The following is a 19,923-nucleotide window of genomic DNA, read 5'->3' as shown; positions in this document are numbered from 1 at the left end:
GCTGCCTCGTCACGGACGAACCTTTCCGCCGAGCACACTGCAGATCTCCAAGGTGTGCGTGGTGTTAAGGCTGCATAATCGGCTCCGACCGGCGCGACGGGAGCGCGCCTCCTCAGCGCCGCATCGCCTTCGCCGTCGGCTGCGAAACCTCGCCCGCGGTCGCGGCGCCGAGCGACGCGGCCGGCACGGTCTTGACCGCCTGGGCGCCCGGCTCCGACGCACGCTCGACCACGACCAAGCCGCCGGCTCCGGCGAGATGCTCCCTCAAATCCGAGAAGTCCCCGCACCAGCCGACCTCGTGGTCCCTGTCCCGCTCGGCGCTCCGACCCGACCCGGGCCTATCCGACCCGACCAACCTGACCTGAACCCTCGACGCGTCCGCGGGCGCACCCAGTTCGACGCCGTAGTCCTGGCTCCCGGGCTTGTGGACGACGACCCGGCCATCCCGGGCCCAGGCGGTCACCATGGACCCGCGCACCTCGTAACCGAGCCGTGCCAAGCCCTCGAGGACCGCCTTCCGCCGCGCCGTCGCGGCCAGAGCCCTCGTCTCCGCCCCCACCACCTCGGCGGCTTCGATCGCCACCGCGTCCATCAGCGTCGCATCGTCGGACGCGATCGCGGCCGACACGCGCGACCGCATGGCGGACGCGTTCCCTGTCTCGAGCGCCTCGAGCGACGCGTCGAGGTCCCGCAGCCGCCTGAGCGACGCCTGCAGCGCCCGCCGTCGCGCGACCGTCCTCGACACCTCGAGCGTGACTGAGTCGACGAGGAGGCCGCGCCGCCCCGCGGAAGGCTCGGCGGCCGCCAGCGCCGCCCCCTCCGAGACGGCGGCGAACTCCTCACCGGTGCACGTCGCCTCGGCCTCCGCGAGGAGGGCGTCAAGGCGGACGTCCCGCGCGTCCGGCGCGGGGCCGTCCGCGGGCGTCCACTGGGCGATAGTGCGTCCCTCCAGACCGGCACCCAGGCGGGCCGCCAGCTCGGAGCTCGCCCGCACCGGACCGTCGGCGGGGGACGGGGCGGGCGTCCGGCGAGCGGCGGCCGCCACCTCCCCGGCCAGGCTCGCGAGGTCAGCATCGTCGGCCCGGGCGGCACGCGCGACTAGGTCACGGACGGCGGCGTCGACCAGCATGCCGGCGGCCTCGAGGGCCGCGACCACGCTCCTCGCGCCGTCGACCACCCTCCGTCGGCGCGACCGACGCTCGGCCATGGCGAGGGTCGCCGCCCTCTCGAGCCGCGCGCCCTCCTCGCGGAGGAATTCGACCATCTGCGGCACGCGTTTCTGGAGGTCCAGGAAGCGTTCGGAGGTCATCAGCGCGGCGGCCTCGGCCTCTCGGGCCGCGACGGCGGTCCGGAGTGCCTCGTCGGCCTGGTCGAGCCGACCCGCCAGGACCAGAAACTCCCGGGACGCCGCCCGCAGCTGCCCCAGGAGGCCCCTGCAGATGGCCTCGACCTCCTCGCGCGTCACGATCGTGACGACCTTCGGTCCGCTCATGACGCACGCTCCAGTTCCATGGCCCGACCGACGGCCTCTGCGAGGCGCGCCCTCTCCGCCGCACCGTCCTCGTACCAGTCGGTCGAGGCGATCCGATGCACCCGGGGCACGGCGCGGCCGAGCACCTTGGGACGCCAGACCTCTCGCGCCCGCGCCTGCGCGAGCAGGGGGTGACGCGGCGCGTCGCACTCGATGCCGATCCCGAAGAGGCCGGTGCGCGGGTCCTCGATGGCGAAGTCGAGCGCGAAGGCGTCCTCCCCGTCGGCGTTCCGCACGGGCTTGTGGCCCAGACCCACGAGGAACGCCTCGACGGAGCGCACGAATCCGTCGCTCGGGTCGTCGCGTCCGGGGCGCCGGGCGGCACTCACCCCGAGGCGACCCCGCATCGCGCGGGCGCCGTCGAGGTCGCCGCGGGACAGCCTCTCCGCATGGTCCAGGTAGGCCTGCAGGTAGTCCCGCGGCTTGTCGGGCGCCCTGCCCCCCGCGAGCCAGTCGGAGACGTCCCTCACGGGCATCGACGTCACCAGCACGACCCTGTCTCGCGCCCGGGTCACCGCCACGTTGAGCCTCCGCTCGCCGCCCGTGTGACCGAGAACACCGAAGCTCTTCTTGAAGGCGCCCTTGCGGTCGCGGCCGAACGTCGTCGAGAAGACGATCACGTCGCGCTCGTCGCCCTGGACGTTCTCGACGTTCTTGACGAAGAACCCCATGTCCTCGCCGCCCTGTGTCCGGTTACGCTCCCTCTCGAGGGCCTCGAGGAACGCCGGATCCGCGGCGGCGCGGGCCTCGACCATGTCGTCGACCAGGTCCGCCTGCTTGCGGTTGAACGTCACCACGCCGACGCTGGGCCTCTCCGCGGGGTGGACGGACCAGATCGCCGCCAGGACGTCGACCACGCGCGCGGCCTCGGCCTCGTTCGTCTGACGCTCGTACGTCCCGTCCACCCTCAGGACCTCAACGGGCCTGGCGCGGCGGACCTCGTCGTCGGGGTGGCGGACCGGCACGCTGAGCTTGCCCGAGTAGAAGGCCCCGTTCGAGAAGGCGATCAACTCCCGGTACTTGGACCGGTAGTGGATCTGCAGCGTCGTCGCGGGCAGGCAGGTGCGCGCGAGTTGGAGGAGGTCCGGGCAGCCCTGCACGTCGCGCCGGTTCCAAGCCTCCTCGTGGGCCGCGCGCTCGGTCTCGGTCGCCTCGTCGTCCGGCTCCTCGTCGTCCCGGGCCTCGTCGTCCTCGTCCACCCGGCCGCCGAAGAAGTTCGACGGCGGCATCTGCTTCTCGTCACCAGACACCACGACGCGGCGTCCGCGGTAGAGCGTCGGGACGGCGTGCTCGACCGGCATCTGGGACGCCTCGTCGTAGACGACGAGGTCGAAGGCGGCCGCCTTAAGGGGGAGCAGCCGACTGGCGACGTCCGGGCTCATCAACCAGACCGGGCGCAGGTGCATGAGGCCGAGGTCGGGACCGACCTCCATGATCTCGCGCAGGCGCCGGGTGCGGGGACCGCGGAGCCGGGTGACGTCCTCCCAGGCCGACGCCTTGGCGAGCCTCGTCGGGTCTATGCCGGCGGCCAGGGACTGCCGGTTCAACTCCCGCATCTCGTCGGACAGCGCGGCCAGGACCGCGACCTTGCGCTCGACCTCGCCCCGCTCGAACGTCAGCTCCGGATGCGCGCCCTCGAGCCGCGCCTTCCACGAGAGCAGGCCCTCGCGCCGGATCGTCCGCCGGACCACGGGCTCGAGGAGGTCGGGCGCGACGGACCGGAGCGCCGGCTCGGCGCCGCGGAGCACCGCGAACGCGGTAAGTGCCTGCGCGTCGAGGGCGCGAGCGCGGAGGCGCTGGAACGCGGGCAGGGAATCGAGCGAGCGCAGGACGGGGTCCACGAGGTCCGCGGTCCCGGCGCCACCGGCAATGCGGGAGCGGACGACGGCCGTCCAGCCGCCCTCGAACCAGTCGGACAGGCGTGCCAGGGCCCCCTCGCTCCGGTCCTCGGCCTCGCGCCGGGCGAAGGAGTCCTCGAAGGCCCGCCGCATGCGCCCGACGGCGTCGCGCGACGCCTCGCGCGCGATCCCCGCGGCGTCGAAGCCCGGCGGGCAGGCGTGGACCGTCGTCGCGGGTGCCTCGACCTCCTCGAGAACGTCGATCAGCGAGCCGACCAGTTCCCGCAGCCTCGGGATCGACAGGGGCCTCGCCTCCGCCGAGTAGCCGAGGGCGGCCTGGACGTCTCCCAGCGCCGCCCGGTGCGGCCTTGAAGCCGCCTCGAGCGAGAGCATGGCGGCGAGCGCCGCATGGCCAGGCGGCCCCACCGGCTGCCCGGCGGCGGCCAGGAAGGCGTCGACCCGCCGGACGCGGGCCCGACGGGACGGGCTGAGGCGACCCCAGAACGAGGCCGGGGCGGACGCCGCCTTCACGTCCCCCGCCAGCCTGCCGAGGTCTCCGGCCGACAGCGTCGAGCAGGCCTGGAACAGCGCGTCGTCGTGCCCGGAGGCGTCGAGCGCGTGCACCGCCAACTCGAGCGAGCGGAGGCTCGCGATGAGGTCGGACCCCGCCGTGGCGCGGCCCGCCTCGGGCCGGAACAGGTCGACCCACGCCCCGAGGCGCTGCCGGACGTCGTCCGCCAGGGACCCGAGCAAGCCCGCGGCGTGGTCGAGCCAGGCGCGGAAGGGGATCGGATCGGCCATCTCGAACGCCGTCGCGCAGCGGGCGAGCACCTCCGACCGCCGTCCCTCCTCGGCGGAGAGGGCCCTGAGCCCAGCCTCGACGTCCGCCTCGACGGACGCGTCCACGGGGAAGGTGCGGAGCACGCCGAGCGGGCTACCCTCGTAACGAGAGTCGAGCCAGGTGCGCGCGAGAGGCGCGCAGGTCTGCTCGAGGCGCGCGAGGCCCCCTCGGTCCAGCCTCGCCAGATGCCGGCGCAGGCCCGCCGCGTCCACGTAGGGGCCCTCCGCCTCGACCGCGATCAGCTCCCCGAGTGCGTCTCGGTAGCTCATGCCGGTGAAGTCGTCCGAGGCGTGCAGCGCCTCGTGCCGGCGGTCGAGCTCCCCTTCGACGACCTCGATCTGCGCCGCCTTCTCGTCCCGCGCGCGCCGGATCGCGGCGCCCCTGGCCGGCGTGGAGGTACGGGTCTCGGCCAGTTGGTCGCGCAGCGAGCGAATGATGGGCTCGCGATCGCGATTGACGTCGGTGACGACGAAAAGGCGGTCGCCCATCCCCTCGGCCGCCATGCGCTTCTGGACGACCTGCAGCGCCGCGAGCTTCTGGCAGACGACCAGCACCGTCTCGCCCCGGCCGATGGCGTCGGCGAGCATGTTCACGATCGTCTGGGACTTGCCGGTCCCCGGGGGTCCCTCCACGAGCAGGCCGGGCGCCTCGCGCGAGCGTAGCACCGCCGCGTCCTGGGACGGGTCGCTCGCCACGGTCAGGAAACGATCCCGCTCGGGGGGCGCCCGCCCGGCGTCGCCGTCCGTCGCCGGCGCGACCCGGATGGCGACCTCGAGGGCCGTGCCGGCCAGCGATCGCTGGCGCATCTGGCGCAGGTCCTCGGCGACGGCCTGGCCGACGAACTCGGCATTGAACAGCGCCGCCGACGGCACGATCGACAGGCTGCCGGGCGGGACCGACGCGTCCTTCGACGGAAGCGGGACGAGCTTGCGGCCGCGCGGGGCCGCAAGCGCGCCGAACGCGTCGACGACGTCGGCCGGACGGACCGAGGTCCGCCCCAGCACCTCGTCGCGCGTCGCGAGCCAGCGCACGAAGGCGTCGCCCCCGAGCAACCCCTCGAGGGCCGGGTTCAGCCTGACCTCGTCCCGCCCACGGTCGAAGGCGAGCGTCGCGCGCTGCCCGGCGCCGCTCGCCAGCTCGATCGCCACGGGCCAGAGGAGGACCGGCATCAGACGGGGGCGGGAGGACGAGCGAGCGTCGCGCGAGGCCAGGAAGGGAAAGCCCAGGTACCGCCCGTCGATGCCCGTGTCGCGGCGGAAGGTCTCGGCGTGGCCGACCAGGCGCCTCAGCCGCCCCTCCCGGCCCTCGCCGTCGAGGAACGCCCCGGGATCCATCGCGACCGGCGCCTCGACGCGGCCCAGGACGTGCGCGAGCAGGCCCTCGGCGGGCCTCAGCGCCGTGCCAAGTTCCGCGAGGTCGAGCCTCGGAGTGGTCTTGCCCAGCGTGAAGCGGGCCAGGGGCCCGCGCCCGACCGCCCCGGCCAGCCGCTTCTCGAAGGCGCCCAGGAGGTCTGCCACGTACTGCTGCTTCGGCGGCTCGCGCCAGGCCTCGGCCGGCACGGCCAGGAGCGCCGCGGCGCGCGGGAGGGCGAGGCGGCGCTCGGTCCGGAACGCGTCGGCCCACTCGTCGACACGCGGGTTCCCGCAGCGCGCGAAGTTGGACGTGCGCTCATCGACAGCCGCCAGGACCTCGCGGCGCGGCCGCGTCAGGAGGCCGGCGAGGCTTGCGTCGTCGAGCACCAGCCCGGCGCGCGACGCCATCTCCCTCGCGGAATCGGCGAGGGTCGCGAGCGGCACGAATTGGTGCGGGGCGGCGCCGACGAGCAGGATCAGGTCCTCCTCGGTGAGCTTCGCCCTGCCGACAAGCGAGGCCAGGCCCGAGTGGTCCGAGTCGGGGTAGACCCTCCGCAGGGCGTCCCTCTCGGCCTCAAGGTTGGCGCGGGATGAGGAGAGCAGGGCAACCCTGACGTTGCCCTCGTCGAGTTCGACCTCGAGCAGCCTCGCGCGCTCCCGCACCGCGTCGACCCGCGCCCGCATGCGGGTCAGCCAAGGTTCGCGGCCCATGAGCTCGAGGTGCGTCACAACCTGCCCCGTGACGAGCGCGTAGCCCTCGTCCGGTCGCTCCAGCAACCACGCGGGGGTGACGATGCGCCCGGACACGGTGAGCGGCAGGTTCGGGTTGACCGCCATCAGGGCGACCGCGTGGCGCAGGTCGTCGGTCATGTTCCCGTCGGACGCAGCGACCCGCACCTGGGCGACGATGCGCGGGTCCGAGTCGCGCTGGGCGAGCCAGGTCGCCAACGCCCCGCCGAGGGTCAGCCCCCTCGCCTCCTCCCAGGCGTCAGCATGCGCGGCGGCGAGGGCGTAGGCCTCCGGACGGAAGTGCCGCCGCCCGGCGAGCTCCAGGCTCGGCCCGGATCGTTCCTCGTCGACCCCGACCTCGTCCGGCGCCGCCACGGCCGCGCCGGCGAGCCAAGCCCGGACCTCCGGCCCGGCCCAGCGCCTCGACGGGTCCCGGGCCAGGAGGCCGCGCAGCAGCATGCGGACGTCGTCCGCCAGGTCCCTCGGGAGCGGCATCCCCGTCGTGACGACGTGCAGGCGCAGCGCCTGGTCGTCGACGCCGCGGAAGCACTCGCCCCCGGTCGCGAGCTCCAGCGCCATCATGCCGAGGGACCACCAGTCGGACGACGCGCTCACGGCGCCGACGATGGCCTCCGGCGCCGAGTATCGGGTCAGCTCCAGGGGTGCCACGGCCTCCAGGTCGAAGTCGGAGAGACGGGCGGAGCCGAAGCCGGTCACGACGAGGTCCAGGGGCTCGCGCGTGCGCACCAGGACGTTGGTCGGCCTCAAGTCACGGTGGCGCAACCCGATCTCGGCGAGGGCGTCGAGCGCCTCGGCCATCTCGGCGACGACGCGGCGCAGGGTGCCGCCCTCGAGCGCCGACCCACCGAGGTCGGCGAGCGAGCCGCCCTCGACCAGCTCGGAGATCTCGTAGGCCCTGCCCTCGTGCCGGCCGGTCGCGAGCAGCTCCGGGACGTGCTCGCGCGGTATCCGCCCCAGCGCCTCGTGCACCGCCGCGTCCGGTTCCCGTCCCACGCGGTAGAGGGTCAGCCAGGCTTCGCGGCCGTCGGACGGGCGAACGACCTCGAAGCGTTCCCACGCCGCCACCCCCGATCGGTCCGTCACCCGGCTGCGGACCTCCCAGCCTCCGACGACGGTAGGCGACGGGGGGACGTCCGCGCCGACGTCCGGCTCTGCGCGGACGTCCTCGGTCCGAGGGTGCCCAGGCTCTCGCGCCTGACCCGCGTCAGGTTCGGCCGCGACGCCGGGCGCCGGGTCCGCGCCGCACTCCAGGCACATCTCGTCGCCCGCCTCGAGCGGGTGGCCGTTGACGCAGGCCCGCGTCGGCCCGGCTGGGGCCAGGGCGGCCTCGACGGCGGGCGCGGCGGACGCCCCCGCCTCCGTGATCTCCTCGTCGGCCAGCGGCCAGTGGCACGGGACCCCTCCGAGCTCGTTCCCGCATACGAACTCGTCGACGGGCCTCTCGTCACCGCAGCTGGGGCAGACCCGGACGAGGATCCTCGCCGGGGCATTCACGACCGCACCCGGGCGTCGGCGGTCGTGACGACCGCATGGCCGCCGGCTGCGAGGACCGCGGCGAGTCTGGCCATGTCGCCCGGTCGCGGGATGCCAGCCATGAGCACCTCCCCGGTGAGGTCGTCGAACGTCACGTCCAAGGTCCTGTCGGCCTCCGCCAGGGGGCGTTCGCAGGAGGCGAGCCTCTCGCGGCCGAGAGGCGTCATCACCCTGAGCCGCTGGTTGTCGCTCCCCCGGAGCGCGAGCGTCTGGGGTCGGTCGACGAGGTAGGGGTCGGCCATCACGGCGTCCACGAGGCCCCGCATGGCCGAGAGAGTGGGTTCGAGGGCCTCGAGGGGGTGGCCCGAGTAGACCAGGACGTCGCCCCGGTGCGCGGACCGCCACGCCCGGAGGAGCGCCGCGAGCGCCTCGGGCTGATCGAAGGGCTCGCCGCCAGAGACGGTCAGGCCGTCGGCGTCGGCGAGGAACGGGACGATGGCGTCGAAGGCCCGTTCGACGGTCGTCGCGCCGCGGCCGACCGCCCAGGTGTCGAGGGAGACGCAGCCGACGCATCGGATCGAGCAGCCCTGGAACCAAACGGCGACGCGGCGGCCGGGGCCGAGCGTGGTGACTGGGAAGTGGATCCGCGACAGGGCGACGTCGGTCATGCCGCGGCGGCCGCCGTCATGGCGCGAATGGAGAGGACGCTGACGCCGCCGACCTCGTCCAACCCGTCGGCTAGCAGGCGCTGGCCAGTCCCGGCGTCGGCGTCGAACAGCGCCCGGGCGAGCGGGTTCAGCAGGTGCGCCTCGACCTTGTTGCGGATGCCGCGACCGCCGTTCGACAGGTCCGCCAGGCAGAGTTCCCGGAGCCGCTCGCGGACGGGGGCGTCCAGCACGACCTCGATCCCCTGCCCCGCCGCCACGTCGGCGAGGACGCCGGCCACCTGTGACTCGAGCACCGCGGCGGCGATCGCGGGACGGATGAAGTCGAAGACCAGCACGTTGTCGCCGATCCGGTTCAGGATCTCGGGACGGTTCAGGACCTCCTTGAAGTGCCGACCGATCTCCGACCGGACGCGCTCCTGGACGACCTCGAAGGCGTCGTCCGGGGTGACGTTCGCCACGCGGCCGCCGTTCGGCTCGGAGCGGTATATGCCGAGGTTCGAGGTGAACACGATGAACGCCTCGGAGAAGTACGTGCGATCGCCGCGCCCGGACGTCAGGACGCCGTCGTCCAGGATCTGGAGGAACTTGTCGAGGATGCGTGGATGGGCCTTCTCGATCTCGTCGAACAGGACGACCGAGAACGGCTTCTCCCTGATCGCGTTCGTCAGCTCGCCGCCGACGTCGTAGCCGACGTAGCCCGGCGGGGCGCCGATCAGGCGCTGGTCGGAGTGTTCGGAGCTGAACTCCGACATGTCGAAGCGGATGTAGGCGTCCTCGTTCCCGAACAGCAGGCTGGTCAGCGCCTTGGCGAGCTCGGTCTTGCCGACGCCGGTCGGGCCGGCGAAGAACGCCACGCCACGCGGCCGGCTCCCCCTCCTCGGCGCTCCGACGCCCGTCACCGCGCGCTTCACGATGTCGAGCACGTGGGTGATCGCCTGGTCCTGGCCCTTGACGCGCCCCCGGATGATGTCCGCGCCGCGCCGCACCTTGCCGCGGTCGATCGCCGCCCAGGGATCGTCACTGACCCCGACCTTGTAGCGGCGGACGGCGTCGCCGACGTCCGAGAGGGCGATTCCCTCGCTGCGGGCCAGCTGGGCGACGGCGACCATGTCGAGGACGAGCATCCCCTCGGTCCCCTCCACGAAGGCGTCCAGCGCCTGCTCGATCGCGTGTGGGGCCGCCTTGGCCGCCTCCGGCATGCCCTTGATCAGCGATCTCGCGACCACGCGACGCGTCCGATGCTCGGGGCGGGCTATGGGTACGTGGCGGATCCGGGGATTCCCCACGAGCAACCAGTCGGGCAGGTCGCCCTCCTTCTCCGCAACCCAGAACACGGAGTTGAAGAACGGCTTCGGCGGCGAGCCGCAGGGTTTGGGGCGGCTCGTGTGCGACGACACGAGCGCGCGGGTGAAGGCCTGGTGCTCCGGAGGTGCGAGCGCGTCATGGCGGACGACGAGCCGCGATGCGAAGTCGACGATCGTCGCGATGGGTTCGCCGGGACGTGCGGCCAGGCGGGCCAGCGTCTCGGACATCAGGTCGAGCCCCGCCGGTGCGACGCCGCCCTGGTCGGGCTGGAGCCCGAGCTGGACGAGGAGCTCGCCCCGGGAAATCGCCGCGCCTCCCGTCGGCGGGAGCTCCCGGAACCCTGCGACGGGGTCGTAGAGCAAGACGTGGGCGTAGCCGGCGTCGCGTAGTTCGGCCGCCAATACGACCGACAGGGGCTGCGAGGTGACCTGGCCGGTGCCGACGTCGAGCGGCTGCAGGTCCCGGACGTTGCCCGATAGCACGAACTGTGGCTTCAGCGGCAGGAAGCGGCGGACGTCCCTGAGCCACCTGGGCCGTTCGAAGGCGGTCACGTCAAACAAGGCGCGAGCTCCTCCTCGGCGTCGGTTCGTCCTGCAACGGCTAGCTCACGTGAGACCTGGCCACAACCTAGCCTCCCGTGATTTGGTCTATTTTTGCTCTATGCGGCTGATCGGCCCATAGGCGGACGTGGGTGCTGCTAGACCCCGTCGAGGTCAAGGGTCCGTGGACCGATCATCGGGGAGCGCCGCACGACGCACCTCGCGGCGTGCCTGGTACGAGCGCCAAGCGACACCGGCCACCCAAGAACTGAGGCGCCAGGCGGATCGGACCAGGAACACCGTTAAGATGATCGCGACCTCGAACGCGAGCCCGTTGTCCGCGCTTGCTCGCCGACGCGGGCGGCGAGACCTGCCCCGTCGCGTGTCGAACACGTTGATGTACCCGCCGCCGAGATCGGTCGTGACGCGCGTGCCTCCCTTGGAGAAGTTCGTGTACGTCGCGGATCCGGCCTTGGTCGTAGTGGACGTCACCTGCCCGTTGCCGTTCAGGTTCAGGTGGGTGTTCGCCCCCAACCTGATCCGTTGACCTTTTCGACGAATGGTCATGTAAGCCTCGCGGCTGAGCTGCTTCCACACCGAGACTACAACCAAAGAAGGAATTAGCAAGCGGGCGCTTGACGGTGGCGTTCCGCCGGGTCACGTCGGTCGGACGAGCGGAGGCCGAGGGCCGACGCCTGTCGCCAGTTCCTCTAGCGGCCGCAGCTACACCGTCCTCGGAGGCCGAAACAAACGCGCCATCGCGGAGCGAGCTTCGCTGTTGCGGTGCCCCCACAAGCCTGACCCAGGGCGAGGTTGGTCCGTGCGTCGGTCCAAAGGGCTGGGAGCGGGCGAACCGTCTACTGGGGGCCGTCCGAGGCGCCGACCATGGCAGCCGTGGCAGCGATTGCGCAGATCGCCACTTGCCGCACCACACCGCGCTCCTGCATCCTCGGCAGCTCACGACAGGGTACGGACGCGATGATCACCGGCGAGGCCTCGCGATGGGTCGGCTACGACGAGGCCTCTGGCCTCCTGGGCTTGTCGCCGGAGGCGACCAAGCGACTGGCGCTGCGCCGCGGGTGGCCGCGACGCGCCGATCCGACCGGCGAGACCGAGGTCGCGCTCCCCTCCTCCCCACCGTGCGACGAGGAAGAACCAGGTGACGCGTTCGACATGGGCCAGGGTGGCACCCGCACCCTGCTCGGCTATCTGGAACTCCGAATCGACCAGCTCACCGAGGAACTCGCCGATGCCCGTACGGAGATGCGCGGGGTGAGGTTCGAGGCCGAGACCCTCCGCGTCGATGCTGCTCGCACTCAGGTCTTCGCGGCACTGGTCGAGGCGGAACGCGCACGCTCCGCCGAGTTCAGGGACGAGCGGGACCGCCTCGCCGACGAGCTCGCGAAACGTCGGCGTCCCTGGCTCGTCCGGCTGATCGAAGCGTTGGCTGCCTCGGCGCGAGGCGATGCAGTTTCCTGAACCGCGACCTCACGAGAGCGCAGCCGCCGAGACCCATCCGATGGCCGAGGTGACATCCGCCTCGAACGCGCGAGCGTGGTCCCGAGAGGGTCCGAGTTCCCCTACCGTGGCGCTGACGTGCCAAGTCACCCGACTCGGGAAACGACGTCGAAGGCCGGGGACATGCGCCAGCACGTGCCATCGTCGATGAACCCTTGGTCTCGGAGGTGATCGTCGGTTCTGCCAAACCAAGTTTCCCGAAGGGGAACGCTCGACACCGGCTGCGTTGCCTGAGTAAGCCGACCCGTCGTCCAGCCTGGTGCTTGGACAACGCAGCTCGAGGACACGGGAAGACGCGACGAAGCGAGACGTCGGGCTCGCGGAAGCGACATCGCGTCCATGTCGACCGAGCCGGAGCGTCCGCACGATGCCCATCATGTCCATGGTCGTTCAGACCCGCTGGCGCGACGCCCCCCGCTGAGGGACGGATGCTCACATGGCTGCCGTCGTGCCTCTAGGGGACACCAGGGTCATCCCTCGGTCCTACTACGAGTCCCTCCCTGCAAGGAGACCGTCGAAGAACGAAGAAATCGGCCAATGCCCGGCCAGACATCCAACGTACTGACATGCTGTCAAGTTAGCATGCGCACAGAAGGGGTCGGGCGTGTCGCAACCATCCGATGAAAAACCGCTGCATACTGTCGTGCTAGTAGACAGATTTGTTTGTCTACTGGCGCGACATCGTGCTAGCGCTCCTGGCACCGATTCGGGGCCTCTGCGCGGTCCGCGGCGGCAGGGGCGAGGACCAGGGTGTGCCGTTTGACTGCCCGGGTACCACGACCCGCATCCACACCCGGCGCACTCGAAAGGCGCGGACGCGGTAGACCCTGGAGGTGAGCTATGCCGACCGACGAACACGATCCAGGACTGAACACGTCCCCCGTGAACGAGGCGCTCGACGCCTTGGCGATCACGGACGAAAACGCCGCCAGGCCAGCGAAGAAGGTCGCCAAGATCATGGTCTACACGCATCCGAAGGTCGCGCGGAAGATCAAGGAGATCGCCTTCACGACCGAGCGGAAGGCCAACGACGTCATCCTCGAGGCCCTCGATCTCTACTTCGCCAAGAAGGGCCTCACGGGAATCAAGAACGTGATCGAGAATTGAGGTCGTGCGAAGTCGGATCCGCCCCGGACCCCGAATCCGACCGGCCGGCCTACGCGGGCTCGGCACTTCGCCGACCCTGTGCACCCTTGGCCCTCATCTGACGCTGCATCAGTGACATGACTACCGGTCCGATGGAATACCGCCCGGCCCGGCTCTTCTCGGTGAGGCTGCGCAGATAGCCTCCTGGACTCTTGATGTCCTCCGATCGTTGGAGGAGCGTCGCGATGGTAATCGCGGCGTCGACGTTGCCCATGGCCGACCGGGCGTCGTCCCAGGCACTCGGACTGACGCCCAGCGCGCCTCGAACCGTCTCCGCGGCTGCAAGGAAGTCGGGCCACCCCGATATGCCATGGCGCGAGTAGAACGAGATGTCCGGACACGCCTCCAAGATGGTAGCCAGTGGTAACTTGGATGGCGGACGCTTCGGTGGATCGGACTCGTCGACCGTACCCCCCCCCTTCTCGAGAGGCGGTTCAATCAATATAATAGTATCTGAGTTTGATCTCTGAAGGTGCGCGTCACATTGAGTGGCATTGCCAGTCTGAATCTCGGCTTCCACGTGAGTCTCCAACAACTTGCCCACTCTCGAAGCGAGGCAGAGCAGGTCGGCCGCGAGACGACGAACCATGTCGTGGGCGGGATTCCTCGGTAGGCGAAAGCTCAGGCGCGAGAACTCGATCTGCAGCGAGGCCCAGTCGCCGACGACGGCACTCCCGATACCTACCGCCAGCATCTTCGAGATGTCCCTGCGCAGGATGGTGACGCGCTCGCGAGCCAGCGCCGCGTCGCGGCGTCCACGCTGCGCCTCCGCTGCCAGACGCTCGAGTTCGTCCGTGCGGGACACCAACGGCGTCAGGTCGAAGCCATAGGCCTGCTCCACCTCCCCTGCCCTACCCCGGCGGGCGAACCGCTTCCCGTTCGGGCTGTCACGCCGGATAACGAGCCCGGCCACGACGAGCGCCTGCACGTGGCGGCGGAGCGTCGACTCCGACATGCCGTGAGCCCGTGACGAGAGCTGCTCGTTCGACGCGAACACGATCAGTTCGGGACCGGTCGTCATCGTCGTGTCCGGCAGGAACGTCAGGAGCGCGTTGAGGATCGACAGGGCGCGATCGGACACGCCCAACGCGTCGCGAGCCTCCGTGGCCCACCTGAAGACCTTCCACTTGTGCGCTGCCCTGCCCTCGGGGCAGGCCCTCGCCGCCGCTTGGCTCGCCACCGAGGCGAGCGTCATCGATCGACGCCCGAAGGGCGTCGTCGGATATGCCAGGTCCATCCTTGCCTCGCGTCCGGGCAAAGGAAATCCGCTCGCCGAAACGGCGTCCAACGCTTGACTGCGATGTGCGGAAGTGCGATTCTCTAGTCGCCAAACAAGGAGAAGGGCTTCCGGGACGTTCGTCTTGGGGGCCTTTTTCTTTTGCCGGTTCGTCTCCTAGTGATGGCGACCGAGCGGGATTGCCCGGCCGCGCGTCAGAGCGGGGGGTCTCCCCTACTCCTTGCGGGACCTCGCCTCGCTGAACTCGGCGTAGAGCCGCTCCAGCCGAGACGAAATGAAGTCGCCGAACTCACCGCCGTCCTTCGACGACAGGGAGAGGCTGAAGCTCTTGCCGGAACGCCTGTAGGCCGCCTCGACGCTCCTGTCTGGAGCGGCCCAGTGCGAGGTCGACGCCACCGCGGGCTTGCGGACGGTCGGCCTGCGGCCGGATCGGACCTGCGTCAGCAGGTGGTCGAAGCGCGCGGCTCCCTCCTTGACCCGGAAGTCCTCGCCCGCGACGACCTCGGCGGCGAACAGGGCCTTGGCCGGGATCGCGAGCAGCTTCTTGAGCTCCTCCCACCGATCGCGCCCGACCCCCTTGGCCGCTCCCACGGCGTCGAGCACGGGCCCGGGCACCGTCTCCGCGACGGACAGCATGCGCGAGAGCAGCGTGTCGTCGACGGAGAGGGCGCTCTTGATCACGTCCTTGGCCTGGCCCATCGCGAGCAGCTTCTTCGCGAAGAGCGCCTTCTCGATGAACGAGAGGTTCGCGCGGGCGCTGTTCTCCTGCCCCTGGGCGACGACGTGGGCGATGTCCTCGAGGTTCTTGATGACGGCCCGCACGGGACGGCCGAGTTCGCGGGCCACGCGCGCGCGGCGGTGGCCGTAGACGATCATGTACCGGCCGTCACGGTCCGGATGCGGTCGAACCAGGATCGGGGTGGACTGTCCCTGCCCCGCTATCGCCTCGCGCAGGCGCGCGTAGTCCTCGTCGTCGTGGTCGATGCGATCCGACACGAACGAGGCCTCCACCAGCTCGACGTCGAGGCTCGTGACGACCTCGCCCTCTTGCATGCGCTTGACGTTCTCCGCCAGCTCCTCGATCGAGCGCGTCATGGACCGCGCGGCGCCGTGCCGGGCGGCCTCCGGGCGAGGTGACGTGGGAGCGTCGAGGACCCGGTCCATGAGGTTCTTGCGCATGGCCTAGCCCACCATGGTCTTGAGAAACCGGCGAGAAACGGTGTTTCGCACGGCTGTCAAACGCGCCTCCCCCAGGCCTGGTGCACGAGGGACGTGATCTCCTCGTTGACCGCGTTGAGCGCCTCCAGGGCCCGGTCGTAGGTCGACCGGATCATCTGTCCGCGGTCGACCTCGTAGAGCGTCTGATTCGTGATGCCCGCGTCGGAGATGGCCGTGGACTTGACCATCTGGTTCGTCAGGACCTGCTTGGGGAAGAGGGCCTGCATGAACCCGACCATCTGGGCCTGGGGGCCATCGGTCGGCTCGTACCTCGTGACGAGGTAGCGGAACCACCGAAGGCCCACCTTCGCTCCCGCGCCGGCTATCGACTCGAGGATCCCACCGAGCATCTGCAGGAACTGGCTCATCGAGAGTACGTCCAGCATCTGCGGGTGGATCGTGATCACGGCGGAGGTCGACGCAGTGAGCGCCGTCAGGGTCAGGTAGCCGAGCTGAGGGGGGCAGTCGATCACGACGACGTCGTAGTCGGCGTCCACCTGCTTGAGGGCATTCGTGATCCGAGTGAAGAAGAGCTTGCCGTCCGCCTGACTCGTCGAGGCGGCCAGGGGTGTGTCGTACTCGTACTCCTGCAGTTCCAGGTTCGCCGGCACGATGTCGAGGCCCGGGAAGTTCGTCGGCCTGATAACCTCGGCGATGGGTCTCTGCCTGTCGTCGTAACGGATGGCGTCGTACAGGGACGGGTTCCTGTCGAGTTCTGGCTGGATGCCGTGGAGCGCCGTCAACGAGGCCTGCGGGTCGAGGTCGATCGCCAGGACGCGGTGACCGGTCAGGGCCAGGTGCTGGGCCAGATGCGCGGCCGTCGTCGTCTTGCCTGACCCACCCTTGAAGTTCACGACGCTGACGACCTGCAACGCCTCCCCGGGCCGCCGGTGCGGCACGTAGCGCTTCACGTCGCTTCGTCCGTGCCGGTCGAGGTAGTGGCGAAGTTCGAGCATCTGCGCCGCCGTGTAGGTGCGCCGTCCGGACTGCGACGTCGTCGGGGTAGGACCCTTGCCGTCGAGATGGAGCTTCTTGACGTTGGACTGCGTGACGCCGAGGAAGTAGGCGACCTCCGCGAGCGAGAACGATCGCAGACCCTTCATGGCGTCCGGGGGATAATGCTGGACGCGCAGCATGTTCAGCTTCTCCGAGATGAGCGCCCCCTGCTGGGAGATCGTCTCGTGGAAGCTGAACACCTCCAGATCCGGCATCGGTACCGCCTCGTCCATCGAACTCGTTCCTGGGAATAACGCTTTTTCGAAGCGTTCATTCCGACAAGCGGGAATGTCGGTCGATTCGCGATCGTAATCAATGGGATTCTGCACGGTGTGTGAATCGTCCATGCACAAAGGGCCGAGGCGACCGGCAAAGAACGCTTAGCTGTTGTTATCAAAGGCGATTTCACCCCGTTGCACGGCTGTCAACGGAGGCGGCCACCGTGGACGCGATAGTTGGTCCCGGTCGGAGCTATCTTCGACCTTGAGTCCGAAGGATTGACACGAGGACGCTCGGGCCCAGGGTCGGAGGGACGACGTCGTCCCATCGCCTGAATGGTGTGCCACCGCTTCGATCCGTGTCCGCGACCGTCTCCGAGACTGGGCTGACCTGTCACGTCCAAGCTGACCGGCACCACGTCGCGGGCAGCTGGCCCGCATGGGTCCGCATCGGCAGGACGGCGGTCAGGCGCCGTCACCATCTGCTCCGTGCCTGACCTCCACGCGCGTGCCCGGTGCTCGCCGAACCGGACCAGGCACTCGACTCTTCGGGCTGTGCGGTGGACGTGCGGGCCACGCACCTCAGACCCGCAGCCACTCCTCAAGCTTCGACCACCGCCGGCGCCGTCCACCGTTCCGCACCGCCATAGCAATCGCCTTGCGCTGACCGACCAGCACGACGAGCTTCTTACCCCGCGTCACGCCCGTGTAGAGGAGATTACGCGCCAGCATCGTGTAGTGCTGCGTCATGACCGGGATCACCACCGCAGGGTATTCCGAGCCCTGGGCCTTGTGGATCGTCGTGGCGTAGGCCAGCACCAGTTCGTCGAGTTCGCCGAAGCCGTAGACGACCTCGCGCCCGTCGAAGGTCGAAACGAGCTCGCTGGCCTCCAGATCGATCCGGGCCACGATGCCAAGGTCGCCGTTGTAGACCTCCTTGTCGTAGTCGTTCTCGATCTGCATGACCTTGTCGCCCGGCGCGTAGGTCCAGCCGAAGCGCTCCACCCGCACCTCCCCCGGAGGGTTCAGCACCTTCTGCAGCTCGATATTGAGGGACCGCGCCCCTACGCCGCCGCGGTTCATCGGGCACAGGACCTGAACGTCGCGCACCGGGTCGAGGCCGAAGGCCTTCGGGATGCGGTCGCGCACCACGGCGAGGATCTTCGTGGCTGCTATCTCCGGCTCGGCCGCGTCCACGATGTAGAAGTCCGAGCGCTCGGTGCCGGCCGGCGTCGCCTCGGGCATCTGGCCCTGGTTGATGCGGTGCGCGTTGACGATGACCCGGCTGGTGGCGGCCTGGCGGAACACCTCCGTGAGCCTGACTACCGGCACAGCCCCCGAGCCGATGATGTCGGCCAGGACCTGGCCGGGGCCGACGGAGGGGAGCTGGTCGACGTCTCCGACCAGCAGCAGGGCGGCCCGGGGCGGAAGGGCTCGGACCAGCGCCTTCATCAGCAGGACGTCGACCATCGAAGTCTCATCGACGACGAGCAGGTCGCAGCCGAGCGGGTTGCTCTCGTCGCGCTTGAAACCGCCGTTCTTCGGGTCGGTCTCGAGCAGGCGGTGAATGGTCTTCGCCTCGACGCCGGTCGTCTCGGTCAGGCGCTTGGCGGCGCGGCCGGTCGGGGCGCAGAGGGCGACGTTGACGCTCTTCGCCACCAGCACCTTCAGGATCGAGTTGACCAGCGTGGTCTTGCCGACGCCCGGGCCGCCGGTGATCACCAGGGCCTTGCTCGAGACGGCAAGGCGCAGCGCCTCCCGCTGGCTCGGCGCGAGCGTGAGGCCGCCGCGCTGCTCCAGCCACGGGATGGCCCTGTCGAGGTCGAGGGCGGGCCAGGGCGGCTCCCCGCCCACGAGCGACTGCAGACGCTCGGCGATGTCCCGCTCGGCCCGGTACAGGCCCTCCAGGAAGATGCAGCGACGTTCGCCCACCGTGTCGGCTACCACGGCGCCCTCCTGCAGCTCGAGCATCAGCGCGGCCGTGAGCCGGTCGGCCGTCACCTCGAGCAGCTCGGCGCCGGTCCGCAGCAGGTCGTCCTCGGGCAGGCCGCAGTGGCCCTCGTCCATGGCCTCGGCAAGGGCGTAGCTGACCCCGGCGCGGACCCGCACCATGGCGTCCTTGGCGATGCCGAGCTTGGCCGCGATCTGGTCGGCAGTCTTGAAGCCGATGCCGCGGATGTCGCGCGCGAGGCGGTAGGGGTTCTCGCTGATGACCGCCACGGCTTCGGCGCCGTAGGTCTTGTAGATGCGCACCGCCCGGCTCGTGCCGACGCCGTGGGCATGCAGGAACAGCATGATCTCGCGCACAATCTTCTGCTCGGCCCAGCCGGCGGCGATGCGCTCGGCGCGCTTGGGGCCGATGCCCTCGACCTCGCGCAGTCGCGCCGGCTCGGCCTCGATCACGTCGAACACAGCCTCGCCGAAGGTCTTCACCAGGCGCTTGGCGTAGGCGGGGCCGATGCCGCGGATCATGCCGGAGCCGAGATAGCGCTCGATGCCCTCGATCGTCGTCGGCGGGGTCGCCTTGAGGAAGACGGCCCGGAACTGCAGGCCGTGGGTCCGGTCGTTGGTCCAGGTGCCGGTGGCCTGGATCCACTCGCCGGCCGAGATCATGGCGGCGTGGCCCACGACGGTGACGAGGTCGCGCTGCCCGCGGGCCTTGAGGCGCAACACGCAGAAGCCGTTCTCCTCGTTGTGGAACGTCACCCGCTCCACGAGACCGGCCAGGTTCTCCGTCGGTGTCGTTGACGAGGAGGCCTGCGCCGGTGGGGTGCTCACCGGCGGTATGGCCCCGTGAAGAGATCTCCGAGCGCGCGACGCTCCAGGTAGGTCAGCCTCCGCCGCCGCAGGTGCTCAGGCTTGTCGTGGATGATGTGGCACCTCTGGCAGAAGGCCGCGAGGTTGGAGGCGACGTTGTTCGTCGGGTCATGATCACGGTGGCAGGTCGCCAGCACGACGAGGGTGCGGCGGATGGGCTGGAGCAGACTGTGTGGAGGCTCGAGGCGACGCACCCACCTGCCTCGCCCATCTCGCCAGCGCCGCTCGTCCTCGTCCCACCAGCGTCCGTCGCCGAGGTGCAGCACCGAGCGCCCATGCGGCCGGCCGCATCCTTCACACCGGCCCCTGGCGCGACGGAAGCGGATCGAGGCTGACAGTTCGCGCCAGTCGATGGGGTAGAGCCAGCGGTGCTGCCGGCGGATCGGCATGTGACCTCGCGCCGCCGAGACGGATCGGGTGCGGCGGTTTCTCCGCATCCTACGGGGGCAGGGGAGTGCCGGGCAAGCCCGACCGCG

The 19,923-nt window shown here is 70.4% G+C and carries 12 protein-coding genes; 2 read left to right on the top strand and 10 right to left on the bottom strand.

The window, feature by feature from the left end:
• Positions 1–112: 112 nt before the first annotated feature.
• The 5 genes from D3272_RS13385 to D3272_RS13365 all read right to left on the bottom strand — a co-directional run bounded on the left by D3272_RS13385 (position 113) and on the right by D3272_RS13365 (position 10,864).
• Entirely contained in the window at positions 113–1,492 is a 1,380-nt protein-coding gene (locus tag D3272_RS13385) for a type 2 periplasmic-binding domain-containing protein (RefSeq protein ID WP_129219695.1), read from the bottom strand.
• Positions 1,489–7,395 carry a protein kinase domain-containing protein gene (locus D3272_RS13380; RefSeq protein WP_207210208.1) on the bottom strand — a complete coding sequence of 1,969 codons (5,907 nt, stop codon included), beginning with the start codon at positions 7,393–7,395 and terminating at the stop codon, positions 1,489–1,491. The genes D3272_RS13385 and D3272_RS13380 overlap by 4 nt, the downstream gene beginning before the upstream one ends.
• Before the next feature lie 407 nt (positions 7,396–7,802).
• Positions 7,803–8,453, bottom strand: coding sequence for a 4Fe-4S cluster-binding domain-containing protein (locus D3272_RS13375; protein ID WP_129219694.1), 651 nt, complete (start codon positions 8,451–8,453; stop codon positions 7,803–7,805).
• Positions 8,450–10,309, bottom strand: coding sequence for an AAA family ATPase (locus tag D3272_RS13370; RefSeq protein ID WP_245496557.1), 1,860 nt, complete (start codon positions 10,307–10,309; stop codon positions 8,450–8,452). The genes D3272_RS13375 and D3272_RS13370 overlap by 4 nt, the downstream gene beginning before the upstream one ends.
• Before the next feature lie 162 nt (positions 10,310–10,471).
• Complete coding sequence (locus tag D3272_RS13365) at positions 10,472–10,864, bottom strand: hypothetical protein (protein ID WP_129219692.1); 393 nt, start codon at positions 10,862–10,864, stop codon at positions 10,472–10,474.
• Between the two features lie 318 nt (positions 10,865–11,182).
• Between D3272_RS13365 and D3272_RS13360 the strand changes: the two genes are divergently transcribed.
• Both D3272_RS13360 and D3272_RS13355 read left to right on the top strand, forming a co-directional pair.
• Complete coding sequence (locus tag D3272_RS13360; protein ID WP_129219691.1) at positions 11,183–11,776, top strand: hypothetical protein; 594 nt, start codon at positions 11,183–11,185, stop codon at positions 11,774–11,776.
• Between the two features lie 879 nt (positions 11,777–12,655).
• A complete protein-coding gene (locus D3272_RS13355) occupies positions 12,656–12,922 on the top strand; it encodes a hypothetical protein (RefSeq protein WP_129219690.1) in 267 nt (88 codons plus the stop codon).
• 49 nt (positions 12,923–12,971) lie between these two features.
• Here the strand turns inward: D3272_RS13355 and repC are convergent, their stop codons facing one another.
• The 5 genes from repC to D3272_RS13330 all read right to left on the bottom strand — a co-directional run bounded on the left by repC (position 12,972) and on the right by D3272_RS13330 (position 19,836).
• A complete protein-coding gene (gene repC / locus D3272_RS13350) occupies positions 12,972–14,198 on the bottom strand; it encodes a plasmid replication protein RepC (RefSeq protein ID WP_129219689.1) in 1,227 nt (408 codons plus the stop codon).
• A 213-nt stretch (positions 14,199–14,411) separates the two neighbouring features.
• A complete protein-coding gene (gene repB / locus D3272_RS13345; RefSeq protein WP_129219688.1) occupies positions 14,412–15,377 on the bottom strand; it encodes a plasmid partitioning protein RepB in 966 nt (321 codons plus the stop codon).
• Positions 15,378–15,433: 56 nt separating this feature from the next.
• Positions 15,434–16,627, bottom strand: a complete 1,194-nt coding sequence (gene repA / locus D3272_RS13340) for a plasmid partitioning protein RepA (RefSeq protein ID WP_428977989.1) — start codon at positions 16,625–16,627, stop codon at positions 15,434–15,436.
• Positions 16,628–17,212: 585 nt separating this feature from the next.
• Positions 17,213–19,408, bottom strand: a complete 2,196-nt coding sequence (gene recD2, locus D3272_RS13335; RefSeq protein ID WP_129219687.1) for an SF1B family DNA helicase RecD2 — start codon at positions 19,406–19,408, stop codon at positions 17,213–17,215.
• The gene (locus D3272_RS13330; RefSeq protein WP_129219686.1) at positions 19,405–19,836 is read right to left on the bottom strand and encodes a hypothetical protein; all 432 of its coding nucleotides are present in this window, start codon (positions 19,834–19,836) and stop codon (positions 19,405–19,407) included. The genes recD2 and D3272_RS13330 overlap by 4 nt, the downstream gene beginning before the upstream one ends.
• Positions 19,837–19,923 lie beyond the last annotated feature (87 nt).

This window comes from Lichenibacterium ramalinae (assembly GCF_004137085.1).
GTDB lineage: Bacteria > Pseudomonadota > Alphaproteobacteria > Rhizobiales > Beijerinckiaceae > Lichenihabitans > Lichenihabitans ramalinae.
The sequence above is the reverse complement of the archived record's forward strand: the minus strand, read 5'-3'. Positions and strand labels throughout refer to the sequence as shown.